Below are 18962 nucleotides of genomic sequence, written 5' to 3'. Positions count from 1 at the left end.
GTGGCCCGCGTCCGGGTGCACGGCGGTCACGCTCATCGACGCGGGTTCAGACCGCGGCCAGCGCCGGGGTGCCCATCGTGGCCACCTGGCCGGCCGCGCGCAGGCCCGACTCGATCGCGCCCTCCACGAAACCGATCCAGCCGGTGGCGATGTCACCGGACGCGAACGCCAGCCGGCCCTGTGGCGTCTGGATGGCGGGCAACTGGGTGGACAGCTGGCCGGGACGGCGCAGCGCCCAGCCACCCAACGAATACCGGTCGGTGCCCCAGTTCTGGGCCAGCACGCTGGTCACCGAGGCCTCGGGCAGGTAATAGCGCAGGGCCCGCTGGACCGCCGAGACGCTGGTGCCGTCGACCGGCGGTAGGCTGTTGAAGGCCACCATGAGCTGCCCGCCGTTCACGTCGCCCTGCGACAGCAGGGTGGTGAACGGGTCGCCCTCGGTGCCCCGGGCGGCGACCCGGTCCGGCAGGCCGGTGACCTTCATCCAGATCTTGTTGCTGTGTGGCACACCGACGCCCTGGGCGCTGGCCCTCGCGCGCACCGCGGCCAGGCCCGGCCGGAACGCGATCGTCTTCCAGACGTTGACCGGCACCGCGATCACCGCCCAGGGCGCCCGGTACGTCACCCCGGTGGTCGTGGTCACGCACACCTCGCCGCCGGTGTCGGTCACCGACGCCACCGCCGTGCGTAGGTGCAGCTCGGCCTGCGCGTCGTTGAGCATCGACTGCAACAGCCCGGTCATCCCGGTGGAGATCCGCAGCGACATCGCCGCGTCGTAACCGGCTACGTTGTACCCGGCCAGCGCCCACCAGTGCGCCAGCGCGGTGTACGCGCCGATCCGGCTGTCCCCGCCGGAGTATCCGGCCGTGGTGCCGCTAAGCCAGAGCCGCTCATCCGCGGTCAGGCCGAGCTGGTCGAGCCGGTCGCGCAGGGTCAGCCCGTCGGCGGCGACCACCGCGGCACGGTTGGCCAGCGGGTTCAGCGGGTCCGGAAACAGGTCCCGGGCGCCGGCGAACAGCCGCTCCATCAGGGCACCGTAGCGGGCGTCGCCGCTCTCCAGATCCACCGCCGCCGGGCCGGACAGTGACGGCATCAGCAGCCGCGACGGGATGGAGCCGGTCAGGGTGCTCAGACCGTACCGGCGGACCTCGGCGTTGACCAGCGGCTGCGTCGGGCCGATCCACTGTGCCCCGAGCTCGATCTGCTTGCCTTCGAACGTGGTGGTCCAAGTCCGGCCGCCGATGCGGGACCGGGCCTCCAGAATGACCGGCCGGAAGCCCCGGGCCCGCAGCTCGCGGGCCGCGGTGACGCCGGCGTACCCGGCGCCCACGACGATCACGTCACGGTTGGTGCGGGGTGAATCGGCGCGGGCCGGCGAGCCCAGTGCGGTGCCCGCCGAGGCGGCCACCGCGGTCAGGCCGGCGGCCTGCACGAGCCGGCGCCGCGACAGCCGGTGGCCGGAAAGTGCGGTCGTTGGTGCGGTGTGTTGGTTCCGCAATGTTGGGTCCCCCCAGTGATGGTCGTGCCCACGCGCGCGGGACGACAGGTGGCACCGTCCGGCCCCCTCGCGCAGGACGGTGTGATCTCCCGGTTCGCCCGGGAAAAGTGGGTCCCGTGACATACGCCCGGCGCGGAACGTGGAGACGTTCCGCGCCCGGCGTGGCGGGACGGGGTGTAACGGCCGGCTCCTCAGAGCAGCGGCGTCTCCGGGTCCAGGCCGAGCAGAACGCGGCCGTGGACCTCGAGGCTGGAGTTGAGCAGGATCATGCCGTGCAGGGCCAGGCCCTGGATGTCGCGGTGGAACCGCTGGATCGGCACGGCCCGCTGGATGGCGGTCGCGCCGCTGGCGTTGAAGAGGATGGCGACCGCCTCCTTGGCCAGCTCGACCGCGTACGCGCTGTGGCCCCGGGTGGCCGCCTTCTCCTGCAGGGTGGGCAGCTCGCCCGCGTCGGCCCGGCGCTGCAGGGTCTCGTACACCCGGCCCATCAACGCCTCGGCGGCGGCGATCTTCGCGTCGGCGGTGGCCACCTGGATCTGGGTCAGCGGGTGCAGTTTCTGCTCGGTCCACGGGGTGTAGGTGATGCCCCGGCCGGGCAGCCGGTCCAGGAACGCGTCCAGGGCGCCGCGGGCCGCGCCGATCAGGGTCGCCACGCCCTGCGCGATGATGAAGCTGTAGAGCCCGTACTCGCGGCCGGTCGGCTGCCAGTCGGCGGGCAGCTCGGCAAGCGCGGCCTCGAAGGCCGCCGCGTCGCCGGGGATCACCCGGTGCGCCGGTACGAAGACGTTCTCGGCGGTGGAGGTGCAGCTACCGGTCGCCGCGACCGACGAGGTGTTCCAGTCGTCGGCGATGCTGAAATCGCTCATCGGCACCATCGCGATGGCGTCCTCGTACCGGCCGTCGGGGTGCTCGATCAGCGAGGTGGCGATGTTCCAGTGCGCGCCGCGGCAGCCGGAGTTGAACTTCCACGACCCGTTGAGCGTGTAGCCGCCGTCGGTCGCCTTCAGCACGCCGGAGGGCGTGAAGCCGCCGGAGATGCGCACCGAGGGCGTCGCGAAGACCTCTTTCTGGATCTCCTCCGGGAACAGCGTGGCCATCCACGCGCTGGAGACCCAGACGCTGGCGATCCAGCTCGTCGACACGTCACCGCGGGCGATCTCGGACAGCACGGCGGCCTGCTCGGCCACCGAGAAGCCCAGGCCGCCGAGGTAGTCGGGAGTGGCCATCCGGAATACGCCGGCGTCTTCGAGAAGACGCAGGTTCTCGTCGGGCAGCCAGCGTCGGTCCTCGGCTTCCAGGCCGTTTTCCCGCAATTGCGGAACCATTTTGCGTACGGCGCTCAGCACGGCCTCGACGTCATTTTCCCGAGTAGTCATTCCGTCTCCTTGTCGGCTCGACGCTGCACACGTCCGGAAGGAACGCAGGAATCGTGGCAGACAACAACCTGAACCTGGTCATGGCGGGGTAACCGCGGCTTCACGGCTAACGCGGTGAGTCGCCGATTACCGGCCGGTGAGTGCCGTTGGGCGACAACGCGCAAAAGCGACGCTGCGCCAGGGTGAAGGCGCAGCGTCGCCTCGCAGCGACGGATCAGGGGTTACTGACGGATCAGGGGTTACTGCTGGCGGTTGAGGCGCTGGCCGAGACCGCCGTCGACGTTGAGCTCGGCGCCGGTGGTGAAGGTGGCGTCGAAGGCGAGGAAGAGCACGGCGCGGGCGACCTCTTCGGAGGAGCCGTGCCGGCGCATCGGGGTGATGGTGTCGCCGACCTTCTCGAAGGTGGCCAGCAGCTCGGGCGTGGCGCCGGTGATGCCCGCGGTCGGGGTGTGGATGAAGCCGGGGCTGAGGCTGTTGACCCGGATGTTGCGGGGCAGCAGCTCGGCGGCGATGACCTTGGTGAACGCGCGGACGGCGGCCTTGGAACCGGCGTACGGGCCCATGCCGGGGTTGCCGGAGTCGTTGGCGACCGAGGTGGTGAAGATGATCGCGCCGCCGTCCTTGATCAGCGGTGCGAGGCGCTGGGCGGTGAAGAACGCGCCCTTGGCGTTGACGTTGAAGGTGTTGTCATACAGCTCTTCGGTGACGTGCCCGAACGGGCCGGGCTGGGCGAAGCCTGCGTTCACGAAGAGCAGGTCGATCTGGCCGAGCTCCTTCTCCACGGTCTCGCCGAGCTGCTCGATGTCGGCGAGCACGGCGGTGTCCGAGCGCACCACGCGCGCGGCGTCGCCGAGCTCGGTCTGCGCGGCGGCGAGGTTCTTCTCGTTGCGGCCGGTGACCAGGACCTCGCCACCGCCGTCGATCAGTGCCTTCGCGGTAGCCAGACCCATGCCGATCGTGCCACCGGTGATCACTGCCTTCTTACCCGTGTAGCTGCTCAATGACTTGTCTCCAGCCAGCCCACGCCGAGGCGCGCGCCATCGTTTCCGAAACCCGGTGTGCTGCCAGGCTTCCGCAGGGAATGTCGAGACACAAGTAGGGACTCATATGTCCGTACTTACCTGGAGGTAAGTGTGGTGGATAGACCGGTGCGTGAGCGTTTGATGACGAGTCCGTGCCTACCGTGGCCGGTGACAATTCATCGCCAGGATTCGGGGTGTCCCATGGAAGCCGAAGCGAAGCAATCCCAATGCCCGTACGCCATCGATCCGGCCGGCTCGGACATTCACGGTGAGGCGGCCGCGCTGCGCGAGCGCGGCGAGGCCACCCGCATCGAACTGCCCGGTGAGGTCCCCGCGTGGTCGATCACCGGTCACGCGCTGATCAAGCGCCTGCTCACCGACGACCGGGTCTCCCGCGACGCGTACCGGCACTGGCCGGCCTGGGAGAACGGCGAGGGCGAGCTGGCGCGCTCCTGGCCGCTGGCCATCTGGGTCCAGGATCACAACATGATCACCGCGTACGGCGAGGAGCACACCCGGCTGCGCAAGCTGGTCGCCAAGGCCTTCACCGCCCGGCGTACCGCCGCGCTGCGGCCCCGGATCGAGGAGGTCACCGCGGCGCTGCTCGACGGAATGGCCACCGCCGGCCCGCACGACGTGGTCGACCTGCGGGCGAACTTCGCCTTCCCGCTGCCCACCCTGATCATCTCCGAACTGCTGGGCATTCCCGCCGGCATGCGCGACGACCTGCTGGAGCGGATGCAGGCGATCTTCCAGACCTCGGCCAGCGAGGAAGAGGCCCGCGCCAACGAGGCGGCCCTCTACGAGCTGGCCGTCGGGTTCATCGAGCTGAAGCGGACCACGCCCGGCGACGATCTGGCCAGCGGCCTGGTCTCGGTCCGCGACGAGGGCGGCGTCGGCCTCACCGAGCGCGAGCTGATCGACACCATCTTCCTGATGTACACCGCCGGCCACGAGACCACCGTCAACCTGCTCGATCACGCGGCGGTCCTGCTGCTCACCCATCCCGAGCAGCTGGCGCTGGTCCGCAGCGGCGCCGCGACCTGGTCGGACGTGGTGGAGGAGACGCTGCGGGTGCAGTCCCCGCTGGGCAGCCTGCCGCTGCGCTTCGCCGTCGAGGACATCGACCTGGGCGACGTGACGATCGCCAAGGGCGACGCCATCCTCGTCAACTTCGCCGCCTCGGGCCGCGACCCGAAGGTCTTCGGCGACAACGCGTCCGTGTTCGACATCAGCCGCCCCGAGCGGGGCAATCACATCTCGTTCGGCCACGGCGTGCACCACTGCGTGGGGGCGCCGCTGGCCCGGCTGGAGGCATCGGTGGCGCTGCCCGCGCTCTTCGAGCGTTTCCCGGACCTGCGGCTCGCCGAGCCGGTGGAGAAACTGCCGCCGGTGGAGTCGTTCGTCTCCAACGGGCACGAGGTCGTCCCGGTGCGCCTCGGCGTACCGGCCGCCGTCTGACCGGCGCCCTTCGACGCGGAAGGTCCGCCCCGGGCACCCCCGGGACGGACCTTCCGCGTCGTGCACTCAGTTCGCCGGGCTCTGCCCGAACGGGTTGTCGACGGCGAACCGCCACTGGCCGTCGGCGCCCAGGCGCAGCACGTCCAGGCCCACGCCCTCCAGCTGCTGTGCACCCTCCGGCGTCTCCACGTCGATCGCCCAGTCCACCACCAGCAGCGCGGTGTCGCCGGTGACGTGCGACTCGCGCAGCGTCGCGCGCATCTGCGGCTTCTGGCTGATGAACTCCGCGAGCGAGTCGCGCCGGGCCTGACCGGTCTGCGGGTTGCCCGGCTCCCACACCGAGATCGCGTCCTCCGTGTACATCGCGTTGATCGTGTCGACGTCTCCCGAGTTGAACGCCTCGACGTATCGCTCCCCGTGCTCGCGCGCGGCGTCGACCAGCTGCTCTTGTGTGACGGTCATGGCGTGCTCCCTCCGTTGGTGTCCGAAGTCATCGGTGGCCGACGCTAACCGGGCGCGGTCGTTGCCGACCCCACCGCCGGGCAACGGAGCACTCATCCACTTTGGGTTACCACATCGTTACCGCCTGCTGAGGAAGGGCCGGAAGGGTGGGAGATCCCCAGGTCCACCCGGAAGGCGGATGATGAACGAGATCGCAGTCGTCGGTATGGCGTGCCGGCTGCCCGGCGCCTCCGAGCCCGGCGCGTTCTGGGAGTTGCTCGCCGCCGGTGGCAGCGGCCTGCGCACCGGCGCCGACGGCACGCGGGCGGGCCGCCTCGACGGCACCGGCGATTTCGACGCCGCGTTCTTCGGCATCTCGCCCCGCGAAGCGGCCGCCGTCGACCCGCAGCAGCGCCTGCTGCTCGAACTGGCCTGGGAGGGCCTCGAGGACGCCGGCATCATCCCGGCCACCCTCGCCGGCAGCCGCACCGCCGTCTACGTCGGCGCGCTGCGCGACGACTACGCCCACCTGGTGCGCCGGCACGGCGAGCAGGCCGTCACCCAGCACTCGATGACCGGGCTCAGCCGCGGAATCATCGCCAACCGGGTCTCCTACTTCCTTGACCTGCGCGGACCCAGCCTCACCGTGGACGCCGCGCAGGCCTCCTCACTGGTCGCCGTGCATTTGGCCGGCGAGAGCCTGCGCACCGGCGAGGCCGACCTCGCCCTCGCCGCCGGGATCAACCTGGCGCTGCTCGGCGACCACGTCACCGAACGGCGCTTCGGCGCGCTCTCCCCGGATGGCGAGAGCTACGCCTTCGACGCCCGGGCCAACGGCTTCGCCCCCGGCGAGGGCGCCGCGCTGGTCGTGCTCAAGCCCCTGACGAAGGCGCGGGCCGACGGCGACCGCGTCTACGGCGTCATCCGGGGCAGCGCCGTCAACCACGGCGGCGCGGCGCCGGCGCTGACCGTCCCCCGTGCCGACGCGCAGGCCGACCTGCTGCGCGCGGCGTACCGCCGGGCCGGCACCGACCCGCACGAGGTGCAGTACGTCGAGGCGCACGGCACCGGAACCCGGCTCGGCGACCCGATCGAGGCCCAGGCGCTCGGTGCCGCCCTGGGCGTCGGGCGCCCCGCCGCGCAGGCGCTGCGGATCGGCTCGGCGAAGACCAACGTCGGCCACCTGGAGGCCGCGGCCGGCGTCGTCGGACTGCTCAAGGTCCTGCTCGCGCTCTCCCACCGAGAGCTGCCGGCCAGCCGCAACTTCAGCGTGCCGAACCCCGACATCCCGTTCGCCGAGCTCGGCCTCGAAGTCCAGCAGCGACGCGGCCCGTGGCCGGACCCGACCCGACCGCTGGTCGGCGGCGTCAGCTCGTTCGGCATGGGCGGCGTCAACTGCCACGTCGTCCTGGCCGAGGCGCCCGCGACCCCCGAGCAGCCCGAGGGCCCGGTCCCGCCGGTGCTGCCCTGGGTGGTCACCGCGCGCGAGGACGCGCTGCGCGCGCAGGCGGCCCGGCTGCGTGACTGGCTGAACCGGGACGACCCGCCGCCACCCGCGGACGTCGCCCGGGCGCTCGCCGGCACCCGTACGGTCTTCGACCACCGCGCGGTCATCCTCGACGCCGACCCGGCCGCTCTCGACGCGGCGGCTGCCGGCCGCCCAGCGCCGAATCTGATCACCGGAGCCGTCGCGCCCGGACCCGTGGCGGCGGTCTTCAGCGGCCAGGGCAGCCAGCGCGCCGGCATGGGACGGCAGCTGTACGCGGCGTTCCCGCGCTTCGCCGAGGCATTCGACGAGATCGCCGCCCACCTGGACCGGTTGCTGCCCCGGCCGCTGACCGACGTGATCGTCTCCGGGGACGGCCTCGACGACACCGGATTCACCCAGCCGGCGCTGTTCGCCGTCGAGGTCGCCCTCTACCGACTCGCCGAGTCCTGGGGAGTGCGCTTCGATCACGTGACCGGACACTCCATCGGCGAGATCGCCGCCGCGCACGTCGCCGGCGTGTTCACCCTGGCCGACGCGGCGACCCTGGTCACCGCCCGGGGGCGGCTCATGCAGGCCCTGCCGGCCGGCGGCGCGATGGTCGCCGTCGAGGCCACCGAGGACGAGGTGCGCCCGCGCCTGACCGCCGGCGTGGACCTCGCGGCGATCAACGGGCCGGCCGCCGTGGTCATCTCCGGCCCGGAACCGGCCGTCCTGGAACTCGCCGAGGCGTTCCGGGCCGCCGGGCACCGCACCCGCCGTCTGAGCGTCAGCCACGCCTTCCACTCGGCGCTGATGGAGCCGATGCTCCAGGAGTTCCACGCCGTCGTGGCCGGGCTGGATCCGCGCCCGCCCCGGATTTCGTTGATCTCCACCGTTCACGGGCGGGCGTTGCGCGACGACGAGGCCACCGACCCCGGCTACTGGAGCACGCAGGTTCGCCGGCCGGTGCGCTTCCACGACGCGATCCGGGCGCTGGCGGCCGAGCACGTCGCTACCTACCTGGAGCTGGGCCCGGACGGGGTGTGCAGTGCGCTGATCGCGGCGGCCCTGCCCGAGGCGGGCGGCGCGTCCGCCGTACCGCTGCTGCGGGCGAACCGGAACGAACCACGGACCTTCACCACCGCGATTGCCCAGGCGTTCGTGCGGGGCGTGCCGGTGGACTGGGCGGCCGCCTGCGGCCCCGGCCCGCGAGCCGAGCTCCCGCCGTACGCGTTCCAGCGACGCCGGCACTGGTTCGACACCGTGAGCACCGCGCCGGTCGAAGCCGCGCCGCGGCACCCGGCGACCACCGACCTGGCGTCCCTGGTCCACGAGCACGCCGCAGCCGTGCTCGGCATCGCGCCGGGACAGCGGCTCGATCCGAACGCCACCTTCCGCGACCTCGGCTTCGACTCGCTGATGGGCGTCGAGCTGCGCGACGCCCTGGCCGCCGCGACCGGCCGGTCGCTGCCCGCGGCACTGATCTACGACCGGCCGACCATCGGCGACCTGGTGACCCACCTGGCCGAAGCCGGCGCCGACTCCGGTGGCACGGCGGCTGCGTTGGCCGGGGGCACCGGCGCCGACTCCGGTGGCACGGCGGCCGTGACGGCCGAGGGGACCGGCGACGACGGTGCCGTCGCCATCATCGGCATGGCCTGCCGCTACCCGGGCGGCGTCGCCTCCCCCGAGGACCTGTGGCGGCTGGTCGCCGACGGCGTTGACGCGGTCGGCGCGTTCCCGACCGACCGCGGCTGGGACGCCCACCTGCACGACCCCGACCCCGACCGGCCCGGCCGCAGCTACGTCGACCAGGGCGGCTTCCTCTACGACGCGGCGCTGTTCGACGCCGACTTCTTCGGCATCTCACCGCGGGAAGCGCTCGCCATGGACCCGCAGCAGCGACTGCTGCTGGAGACCGCGTGGGAGGCGGCCGAACGCGCCGGGCTCGACCCGCGCTCGTTGCGCGGGACCCGTACCGGCGTGTACGTCGGCGGCACCCACCTCGACTACGGACCGCGCATGCACACCGCCGGCTCGGAGGTCGACGGGCACGTGCTGACCGGCACCACCGCCAGCGTGATGTCCGGGCGCATCGCCTACCAGCTGGGCCTGCACGGCCCGGCGGTCACGGTGGACACCGCTTGCTCGTCGTCGCTGGTCGCGCTGCACCTGGCGGTGCGTTCGGTACGGTCCGGCGAATCCACCCTCGCCTTCGCGGGCGGCGTCGCGGTGATGTCCGGCCCCGGCATGTTCGTCGAGTTCTCCCGACAGCGGGGACTGGCGCCCGACGGCCGCAGCAAGTCGTTCGCCGCGGCCGCCGACGGCACCTCGTGGGCCGAGGGTGCCGGCCTGCTGCTCATCGAGCGGCTCGCCGACGCGCGCCGCCACGGTCACCGGGTCCTCGCCGTGATCCGGGGCAGCGCGGTCAACTCCGACGGCGCGTCCAACGGCCTGACCGCCCCCAGCGGCCCGGCCCAGGAGCGGGTGATCCGCGACGCGCTCACCGACGGCCGCCTGGACGCGACCGCTGTCGACGCCGTGGAGGCGCACGGCACCGGCACCCGCCTCGGCGACCCGATCGAGGCAGACGCGCTGCGGGCCACGTACGGGCAGGCCGGCCATCCGGTGTGGCTCGGCTCGCTGAAGTCGAACATCGGCCACACCCAGGCGGCCGCCGGTGTCGGCGGAGTCATCAAGATGGTGCAGGCGATGCGGCACCAGCGCCTGCCGCGAACCCTGCACGTGGACCGGCCCACCGACCATGTCGACTGGAACGCCGGCGGGGTTCGCCTGCTGACCGGGGACCGGGAATGGCCGCGCGGCGACCGGCCACGTCGCGCCGCAGTGTCGTCGTTCGGGGTCAGCGGCACCAACGCGCACGTCGTCCTCGAGGAGGGCGACGATCCGGGGCCGGGCGCTCCCGCGCCGGCCGGTCCGTACCCGCTTGCCTGGGCCGTCTCCGGGCGCACCGGTGCCGCCCTGACCGAGCAGGCCCGCCGCCTGCACGAGCGGCTGAGCGCCGCGCCGGAGACCGACCCGACCGCGGTCGCGCGGACGCTCGCCACCGGACGGACCGCCTTCGAACGGCGCGCCGTCGTCCTCGGCACCGACCTCGAGGCCCTGCTCGGCGGGCTTGCGGCCGTGGCCGCGGGAAGCGCGCATCCGGACGTCGTCACCGGCGAGGCGCGGGTGTCCGCGCCGACGGCGCTGCTCTGCACCGGGCAGGGCGCGCAGTACCCCGGCATGAGCCGCGAGCTGTACGAGGCCGACCCGGTCTTCGCGGCCGCCTTCGACGAGGTGTGCGACGCCTTCGCACCGCATCTGGACCGGCCGCTGCGCGAGGTCGTGCACGCCGGGGAGGACATCGACCGGACGGATTGGACCCAGCCCGCCCTGTTCGCCGTCGAGGTCGCCGTGGCCCGGCTGCTGGAGCACCACGGGCTGCGGGCCGGCCTGCTCGCCGGGCACTCGATCGGTGAGCTGGCCGCCGCGTACCTGGCCGGGGTGTACTCGCTGCCCGACGCGGCCCGCCTGGTCACCGCCCGCGGCCGTGCCATGCGCGACGCCCGCGCGGGTGGCGCCATGGCGGCCATCGAGGCTGGTGCCGCCGAGGTCGAGCCGGAACTGAGCGCCGAGGTGAGCCTCGCGGCCGTCAACGCCCCCGACGCCGTGGTGGTCTCCGGCGACGCCGACGCGGTGACCGCGCTGGCCGAGCGCTGGGCCGCGCGCGGCCGCCGCACCCGGACGCTGATCGTCAGCCACGCCTTCCACTCGGCGCACATGGACGGGGCGCTGGACGAGTTCCGGACCGTCGCCGAGCAGGTCACCTACCACCGGCCTCGGCTGCCGCTGATCTCCACGGTCACCGGGCGGCTCGCCGGGGAGGAGATCGCCACGGCGGAGTACTGGACCCGGCAGATCCGCGAGACGGTCCGCTTCGCCGACGCGGTGACCGCGCTCGTCGAGGCCGGTGCCGGGCTGCTGGTCGAAGTGGGTCCGGACGCGGTGCTCGCACCGCTCGCCGCGCGGACGCTGCCGCCGGACGTGACGGCGATCGCGGCGCTGCGTCGCGGGCACTCCGACACCCGGTCGGTGGCCGGGGCGCTGTCCCGGGCGCACGTCCACGGCGTACCGGTCGATCTCGACCTGCTCGCCCCCGGTGACGCGCGCGCCGATCTGCCCACCTACCCGTTCCAGCGGGAACGCTTCTGGCTGGCGCCGCAGGGTGGCGGCGACGTGCGCACCCTCGGCCTGATGCCCGCCGGGCATCCGCTGCTGGGCGCCCGCACCAGCATCGCCGGACGGGACGAGGTCGTGCTGTCCGGCCGGCTGTCGACGGACGAGCAGCCGTGGCTGGCCGACCACGTCGTCGGATCGGGGGCGCTGCTGCCCGCGGCGGCCTTCGCCGAGCTGGTACTGAGCGCCGGACTGACGTGTGGCGCCCCGCGCGTCGCGGAGCTGACGCTGGAGGCACCGCTGCGGCTGGACGCGCCGGTGCGCGTGCAGATCACCGTCGCCGCCCCGGCCGGCGACGGCAGCCGCGCGTTCACCGTGCACGCCGCGGCGGACACCGGCGGGGAACAGTGGAGCCGGCACGCCACCGGCCTGCTCACCCCGGCCGTGCCGGAGCGGGCCGGACCGGCCGGGGCGTGGCCGCCGCCGGGCTCGACCGCGGTACCGATCGCCGACGTCTACGCCCGCCTCGCCGACGCCGGTTACCACTACGGTCCGGCCTTTCGCGGGCTGCGCGGTCTCTGGCACAACAGCGACGGTGTCTACGCCGAGGTCGGCCTGCCGGACGGGCTGCGCGACACCGCCGCCGGCCACGGCCTGCACCCGGTGCTGCTCGACTCGGCGCTGCACGCCCTGGTCTGGCAGCTCCTGTCCCGGCGAACCGGCGACGCGGACACCATCGACCTGCCGTTCGTGATCGCCGGTCTGCAGGTCGCGCGGCACGGCGCGGCCACGGCGCGGGTCCGGCTCACCCCGGCGGGGACGGACGCGGCCGGGTTGCGGCTCGTGGCCGCCGACGGGTCGCCGGTGGCCACGGTCGACGCCGTCACCGTACGACCGGTGACCGCCACCGACGCTCGCCTGCACACCCTCGACTGGGTCGAGGTCAGCGCCGGGACCTCGCCGCCGATCCTGACCGTCGTGCCCATCGACGCGCCCGGTGAGCTGCCCGGACAGGCACACACCACGGCCCTCGACCTGGCCCGGCTGATCCGCGGGCGGCTGCCCGGCGACGAGCGGCTCGCCGTCGTCACCCGCAACGCCGTGCAGGTGTTGCCCGGCGAGGACGTCACCGGTCTCGGTGCCGCCACGGCGTGGGGCCTGGTGCGCTCGGTGCAGAGCGAGCATCCCGGCCGGGTCGTGCTGGTCGACCTGGACGAGGCGGCCGACGACCTCCAGCTGCGCCGGGCCCTGACCACCGGCGAACCGCAGGTCGCCGTCCGGGGCGGAAAGCTGCTCGCGCCCCGGCTCGTCCCGGCGGCGCCGGCCGGCGCCGTGAGCGGGCGGCTCGACCCGGCGGGGACGGTGCTCATCGTCGGCGGCACCGCCGGGCTCGGCGCCCGGTTCGCGCGCCACCTGGTCGCCGAGTACGGCGTACGCCACCTGCTGCTGCTCAGCCGCCGCGGCTCGGACACCCCCGGGCTGCCCGAGCTGGTCACCGAACTCGCCGCCCACGGTGTCCGGGTACGCGCGGTCGCGGCCGACGCGGCGGACCGCACCCAACTCGCCCGCGTGCTGGACGAGATCCCCGCCGAGCACCCCCTGACCGGTGTCCTGCACACCGCCGGCGTGCTCGCCGACGCGACCGTCGCCACCCTCACCGACGAGCAGATCACCACCGTGCTGCGTCCGAAGATCGACGCGGCCTGGCACCTGCACGAGCTCACCCGGGACCGTCCACCGGCGCTGTTCGTGCTCTTCTCCTCGGTCTCCGGCCTGGTCGGCACACCCGGGCAGGCCAACTACGCGGCCGCGAACACCTTCCTGGACGCGCTCGCCGCCCACCGGCGTGCCGCCGGGATGCCGGCGCTGTCGCTGGCCTGGGGACTGTGGGACGGCACCGCCGGGATGGGCGCCGGCCTCGGCGAGGACGACCTCGCCCGCTGGCGCCGGGCCGGCTTCGCCCCGCTCGGCGCCGCCGACGGCCTCGCCCTGTTCGATGCCGCGATCAGCGCCGACGCGGCCCTGATCGCGCCGGCCCGATACCAACCGCGACCCGTCGCGCAGGTTGCCGTCTCGCTCGACGATGACCGGGTCGTGGAATTCGACGAGGACCGGACGCTGGAACTGGTGCGTGCGGCCACCGCCACCGTCCTGGGACACCGCGGCACCGACCGGGTCGACCCGCGGCGGGCATTCCGTGAACTCGGCCTGGACTCCCTGGGCGGCGTGGAGCTGCGTAACCAGCTCGGCGCCGCGACCGGACTGCGCCTGCCGGCCACCGTGGTCTTCGACCACCCCACCCCGCAGGCGCTCGCGGCCCATCTGAGCGCCCAGTTCGGTGCTGGCGCCGACGAGAGCGCGCCGGTCGTTCCGGCGGTCGCGAAGGTCTCCGACGAGCCGGTCGCGATCGTGGGGATGGCCTGCCGGTTTCCGGGTGGGGTGGGCTCGCCGGAAGAGTTGTGGCGGCTGGTGACCGAGGAGATCGACGCGGTCGGGGAGTTTCCGGTCAACCGGGGTTGGGATGTGGAGTCGTTGTACCATCCGGATCCGGACCACGCGGGGACGTCGATCACGAGGCAGGGCGGTTTCCTGTACGACGCCGACCGCTTCGACGCCGAGTTCTTCGGCATGTCCCCCCGCGAGGCCGCCGCCACCGACCCGCAGCAACGGCTGCTGCTGGAGACGACCTGGGAGCTGTTCGAGGACGCCGGGATCGACCCGGCGACGCTGCGCGGCTCGAACACCGGCGTCTTCACCGGCGCCATGTACGACGACTACGCGGCCGGCCGCCGCAGCGCCCCACCGGAGTTCGAAGGCTTCCTGCTCACCGGAAACCTCTCCAGCGTCGTGTCCGGGCGGGTGGCGTACACCTTTGGTTTTGAGGGCCCGGCGGTGACGGTTGATACGGCGTGTTCGTCGTCGTTGGTGGCTTTGCATTTCGGCGTTTCGGCGTTGGAGCGTGGTGAGTGTGATCTGGCGGTGGTCGGTGGGGTGACGGTCATGTCGTCGCCGAACACGTTCGTGGAGTTTTCTCGGCAGCGTGGTCTGGCGGTCGATGGGCGGTGTCGTTCCTTCGCTGATGGTGCGGGGGGTACGGGTTGGGCCGAGGGTGTGGGGTTGTTGTTGGTTCAGCGGTTGTCGGATGCGGTTGCTGCTGGTCGTCGGGTTTTGGCTGTGGTTCGTGGTTCGGCGGTGAATCAGGATGGCGCGTCTAATGGATTGACGGCACCGAGTGCTCCTGCGCAGGAGCGGGTGATTGGTCGGGCGTTGGCGGCTGCTGGTTTGTCGGTGGCGGATGTTGATGTGGTGGAGGGTCATGGGACGGGGACTCGGCTTGGTGATCCGATTGAGGTTGGGGCGTTGCAAGCGACTTATGGTCGTTCGCGCGATGGGGTGTGGCTGGGTTCGTTGAAGTCGAACATTGGTCATGCGCAGGCGGCGGCGGGCGTCGGTGGTGTGATCAAGATGGTTCAGGCGATGCGGTACGGGGTGATGCCGCGTTCGTTGCACAGCGAGACGCCGTCGTCGGAGGTTGACTGGGATGCCGGTGGGGTGCGCTTGTTGTCGCAGGCCCGGTCGTGGCCTGTCGAGGACCGTCCGCGGCGGGCGGCGGTGTCGTCGTTTGGAATCAGCGGCACGAACGCGCATGTCATTGTGGAGCAGGGTCCGGTGGTCGAGCCGGTCGCGCGGCGGCGGTCGCCGGTTGTGCCGTGGGTGTTCTCGGCTCGTGATGAACCGGGGTTGCGGCGTCAGCTGGCCCGGTTGAGCGAGCACCTGACCCGGTATCCGGATACGGACCCCGTCGACGTCGGCTACACCCTCGCCACCCGGCCCCTGCTGGAGTACCGGGCCGCCGTCGTCGGTGACGACCCCCTCGCCGGGCTCGACGCGCTGGCCACCGGCACGCCGCACCCGGCGGTGCTGCCCGCGCGTGCCGTCCGCGACACCGGCGCCCGCACCGCGTTCCTGTTCACCGGGCAGGGCAGCCAGCGCCTCGACATGGGCCGCGAGCTGCACGAGACCAGTTCCGAATTCGCCCGCGCCTTCGACGAGATCTGCGACCTGCTCGACCCGCACCTGCCCCGGCCGATGCGCCAGGTCCTGTGGGCCGAGCCCGGCTCTGCCGACTCGGCCCTGCTGGATCAGACCGCGTACACGCAGGCCGCGCTCTTCGCCGTTGAGGTCGCCCTCTACCGGTTGGTCGAGCACCACGGCGTACGCCCGGACTACCTGCTCGGCCACTCCATAGGCGAGGTGAGCGCCGCCCACGTCGCCGGTCTGTGGGACCTGCCCGGCGCCTGCGCGGTCGTGGCCGCCCGCGGCCGGCTCATGCAGGCTGCCCGTGAAGGCGGCGTGATGATCGCCGCCCGCGCCAGTGAGGAGCAGGTCCGCGCCGACGTGCGCCGCCTCGGACTGGACGAGGCGCTCGCGGTCGCCGCGGTCAACGGCCCGCAGGCCACCGTCGTCTCCGGCGACGCTCCGGCGGCCGACCGCCTCGCCGCGTGGTGGGACGAGCAGGGCGTCGCCTGCCGGCTGCTGACGGTCAGCCACGCGTTCCACTCCCCGCACATGGACGTCGTGCTGGACGACTTCCTCGCCGCGCTGGCGAAGGTGGACTTCCACCAGCCGCGCATCCCGATCGTCTCCAACCTGACCGGGGAACTCGCCGACCCGGACGAGCTGCGCGAGCCGGGCTACTGGGTCCGCCACATCCGCGAGACGGTGCGCTTTTTCGACGGCGTACGCCAGCTCGACGCCCTCGGCGTCGGCCGCTACCTGGAGATCGGCCCGGGTGGGACCCTGGCCGCCCTGGTCCAGCAGTGCCTGCCGGCGGACCGGGACGCCACCTGTGCCGCGCTGCTGCCGCCCGGCCGGCCCGAGCCGCACGGGATCGCCGCCGGGCTCACCCAGCTGCGCCTGCACGGCGCGACCTGGGACCCGGCTGCGGTGTTCCCCGGCGGGCGACACACCGACCTGCCGACGTACAGCTTCAAGGCCGACCGCTACTGGCTCCCGGCGCCGCCCGCCGACACCGACGGCGGGTTCGGCCACCCGCTGCTGCACACCGGCACCGAGCTGGCCGGCCGGCGCGGCATGGTCTTCACCGGCAGCGCCGCCGCGACCGGTTGGCTCGCCGATCACCGGGTCGGCGACGCGGTCCTGATCCCCGGCACCGCCGTGCTGGAGATGCTGCTGCGCGCCGGCCGCGAGACCGGCTGCCCGAGAGTCGCCGACCTGACCGTCACCGCGCCCCTGGTGGTACCGGACGACGGCACGCTGCGGTTGCAGGTGCTGATCGCCGCGCCGGACGATCGCGGGAACCGCGCCGCCGAGGTGCACGCCCGCGCCGGCGAGCAGGACGAATGGGCCTCGCACGCGACGGCGACGCTCGCCCCGGGCGAGGACGACGAACCCGCCGTCGACGCGATCGAGTGGCCGCCGGCCGCCACCGAGGTCGACCTGGCCGGCGCCTACGAGCGGCTCGCCGGACACGGCTACCGGTACGGGCCGGCGTTCCAGGGCCTGCGTCGGGTGTGGACCGCCGGTGACGACCTGTACGCCGAGGTCGAGCAAGAGGACGACGCCGGGTTTCTGCTGCACCCCGCCCTGCTCGACGCCGGCCTGCATGCCCTGCTCCCCGGGGTCGCGGCCGACGACCGGCCGGCCGTCGTGCCGTTCAGCTGGGCGGGCGTGCGGCTGTACCGGACCGGAGCCCGCAAGCTGCGCGTACGGTTGACCCGTACCGGCCCGGACACCGTCGCGGTCGCCGCCGCCGACGAGTTCGGTACGCCCGTGCTGCGTGCCGAGGCGCTGAGCCTGCGGCCCCTGGCCGGCGCGATGCCGCACGACCCGCTGCTGACGGTCTCCTGGGTTCCCGCCGCCTCCGAGCCCGGCACCACGGTGGACGTGTACGAGGTCACCGGCACCGACCCCGGCGACGTCGTCCGCGACACGCTGCACCGGGTACGGCGGTGGCTGGCCGATGAGAGCACTGCCGAGCGCCGCCTCGCCGTGGTCACCCGCCGGGCGGCCGGTCCCGTCCACGCCGGGGTGTGGGGGCTCATCCGCACGGCCCAGACCGAGCACCCGGGCCGGTTCGTCCTGCTCGACGTCGACCACGACGACCCCGTGTCGCCGCCCGCGCTGCCCACGACGGAGCAGCAGTTCGCCGTACGTGACGGACAACTCCTCGTGCCCCGGCTGGTCCGGGCCACCGGCACACCGGGCGCGGCGCCCGACTGGGCGGCCGGAACGGTGCTGCTCACCGGCGCGACCGGCACGCTTGGCCGGATCCTGGCCCGCCACCTGGTCACCCGGCACGGCGCCCGCGACCTGTTGCTGCTCAGCCGCCGCGGCGAGACCGCACCGGGCGCCGCCGAACTGCGCGACGAGCTGACCGCCGCCGGCGCGCGGGTGACCTTCGCCGCGTGCGACGTCACCGACCGCGCCGCCCTGGCCGCCGTCCTGGCCGTCCACCCGGTGCGGGCCGTCGTGCACGCCGCCGGCGTGGTGGCCGACGGCGTGCTGACCGGGCTGACCGACGAGCAGGTCAATCGCGTCCTCGCCGCCAAGATCGACGCCGCCCGGAACCTGCACGAGCTGACCCGTGAGCGCGAGCTGGAGGCGTTCGTCCTCTACTCCTCGGTCGCCGGGCTCTTCGGCACCGCCGGGCAGGCCGCCTACGCGGCCGGCAACACGTACCTGGACGCCCTCGCCGCCGCCCGCCACGCCGCCGGACTGCCCGGCACCTCCCTCGCCTGGGGGCTGTGGGCGCAGACCAGCGAACTGAGCGGGCACCTCGGCGACGCCGACCGGCAACGCCTCGCCCGCCTCGGCCTACGCCCGGTCGCCACGGAAGCGGCGATGGTGATGTTCGACGCGGCGACCGCCGGCACCGAGCCGCTGTACGCGCTCACCGGCCTCGACCTGGCCGCCGTCCGCGCCACCGGTGCCGTTCCACCGCTGCTGCGCGCGCTCGTGCCGGCCGCCAGCTCCCGCCCGGCCGGGACCGGCGAACCGGCCGCTGCTCGGCTCGGCGCGCTGCCCGCAGCCGAACGCCGTCCCGCCCTGCTGCGCCTGGTCCGCGGGCAGGCTGCCGCCGTGCTGGGCTACGCCGATCAGCAGGCCCTGGCCGAGGACCGGGTTTTGCAGGAGTTCGGCCTGGACTCGCTGACCGCGGTTGAGCTGCGCAACCGGATCGGTGCCGCGATCGGCACGCAACTGCCGGCCGGGGTGGTCTTCGACCATCCGAGCGTCGGCGCCCTCGCCGCCTACCTCGACCGGATCGTCGCTCCGGACCCGCGGGCCGCCGCGCGGGCGCTGCTGGCCGATCTGGACCGGATCGGCGAGAACCTGGCGGCGGCGGTCGAGGTGGGGGACGCCGCCGATCTCGCCGAACGGCTCCACGCCCTGCTCAAGATCGTCCAACCCGGTGCCGGACCGGCCGGTGCCGACCTGGCGGCCGCCAGCGACGAAGAACTGTTCGCGCTCGTCGACGAGTCCGAGTGATCGCCGAC

6 protein-coding genes are annotated in these 18962 nt (G+C 73.4%); 2 read left to right on the top strand and 4 right to left on the bottom strand.

Features of this window, described 5'->3' with window-relative positions; genetic code table 11:
* Positions 1-46: 46 nt before the first annotated feature.
* From ACGFIQ_RS24075 to ACGFIQ_RS24065, 3 genes are all read right to left on the bottom strand, one after another.
* Positions 47-1498, bottom strand: coding sequence for an FAD-dependent oxidoreductase (locus ACGFIQ_RS24075; protein WP_393247099.1), 1452 nt, complete (start codon positions 1496-1498; stop codon positions 47-49).
* Between the two features lie 191 nt (positions 1499-1689).
* Positions 1690-2874 (bottom strand): acyl-CoA dehydrogenase family protein, encoded by a 1185-nt coding sequence (locus ACGFIQ_RS24070; protein WP_393247097.1) that lies wholly within the window; start codon positions 2872-2874, stop codon positions 1690-1692.
* A 239-nt stretch (positions 2875-3113) separates the two neighbouring features.
* Complete coding sequence (locus ACGFIQ_RS24065) at positions 3114-3875, bottom strand: SDR family NAD(P)-dependent oxidoreductase (RefSeq protein ID WP_393247095.1); 762 nt, start codon at positions 3873-3875, stop codon at positions 3114-3116.
* A 222-nt stretch (positions 3876-4097) separates the two neighbouring features.
* Here ACGFIQ_RS24065 and ACGFIQ_RS24060 point away from each other — a divergent pair, with 222 nt between their 5' ends.
* Complete coding sequence (locus ACGFIQ_RS24060) at positions 4098-5357, top strand: cytochrome P450 (RefSeq protein ID WP_393247093.1); 1260 nt, start codon at positions 4098-4100, stop codon at positions 5355-5357.
* A 66-nt stretch (positions 5358-5423) separates the two neighbouring features.
* Here the strand turns inward: ACGFIQ_RS24060 and ACGFIQ_RS24055 are convergent, their stop codons facing one another.
* Positions 5424-5819, bottom strand: coding sequence for a YybH family protein (locus ACGFIQ_RS24055; RefSeq protein WP_393247091.1), 396 nt, complete (start codon positions 5817-5819; stop codon positions 5424-5426).
* Between the two features lie 181 nt (positions 5820-6000).
* Here ACGFIQ_RS24055 and ACGFIQ_RS24050 point away from each other — a divergent pair, with 181 nt between their 5' ends.
* Positions 6001-18954, top strand: a complete 12954-nt coding sequence (locus tag ACGFIQ_RS24050; protein WP_393247089.1) for an SDR family NAD(P)-dependent oxidoreductase — start codon at positions 6001-6003, stop codon at positions 18952-18954.
* Positions 18955-18962: the final 8 nt, after the last annotated feature.

Source organism: Micromonospora sp. NPDC048898, from assembly GCF_043198035.1.
Taxonomy (GTDB): Bacteria; Actinomycetota; Actinomycetes; order Mycobacteriales; family Micromonosporaceae; genus Micromonospora.
Note: the sequence above shows the minus strand (reverse complement) of the source record. Positions and strands in the feature narration are given on the sequence as shown.

What these genes read in the sequence shown, in the direction of transcription:
- ACGFIQ_RS24070 (WP_393247097.1), bottom strand. Translation starts at nt 2,874, where the DNA reads ATGACTACTCGGGAAAATGACGTCGAGGCCGTGCTGAGCGCCGTACGC.
- ACGFIQ_RS24060 (WP_393247093.1), top strand. Translation starts at nt 4,098, where the DNA reads ATGGAAGCCGAAGCGAAGCAATCCCAATGCCCGTACGCCATCGATCCG.
- ACGFIQ_RS24055 (WP_393247091.1), bottom strand. Translation starts at nt 5,819, where the DNA reads ATGACCGTCACACAAGAGCAGCTGGTCGACGCCGCGCGCGAGCACGGG.
- ACGFIQ_RS24050 (WP_393247089.1), top strand. Translation starts at nt 6,001, where the DNA reads ATGAACGAGATCGCAGTCGTCGGTATGGCGTGCCGGCTGCCCGGCGCC.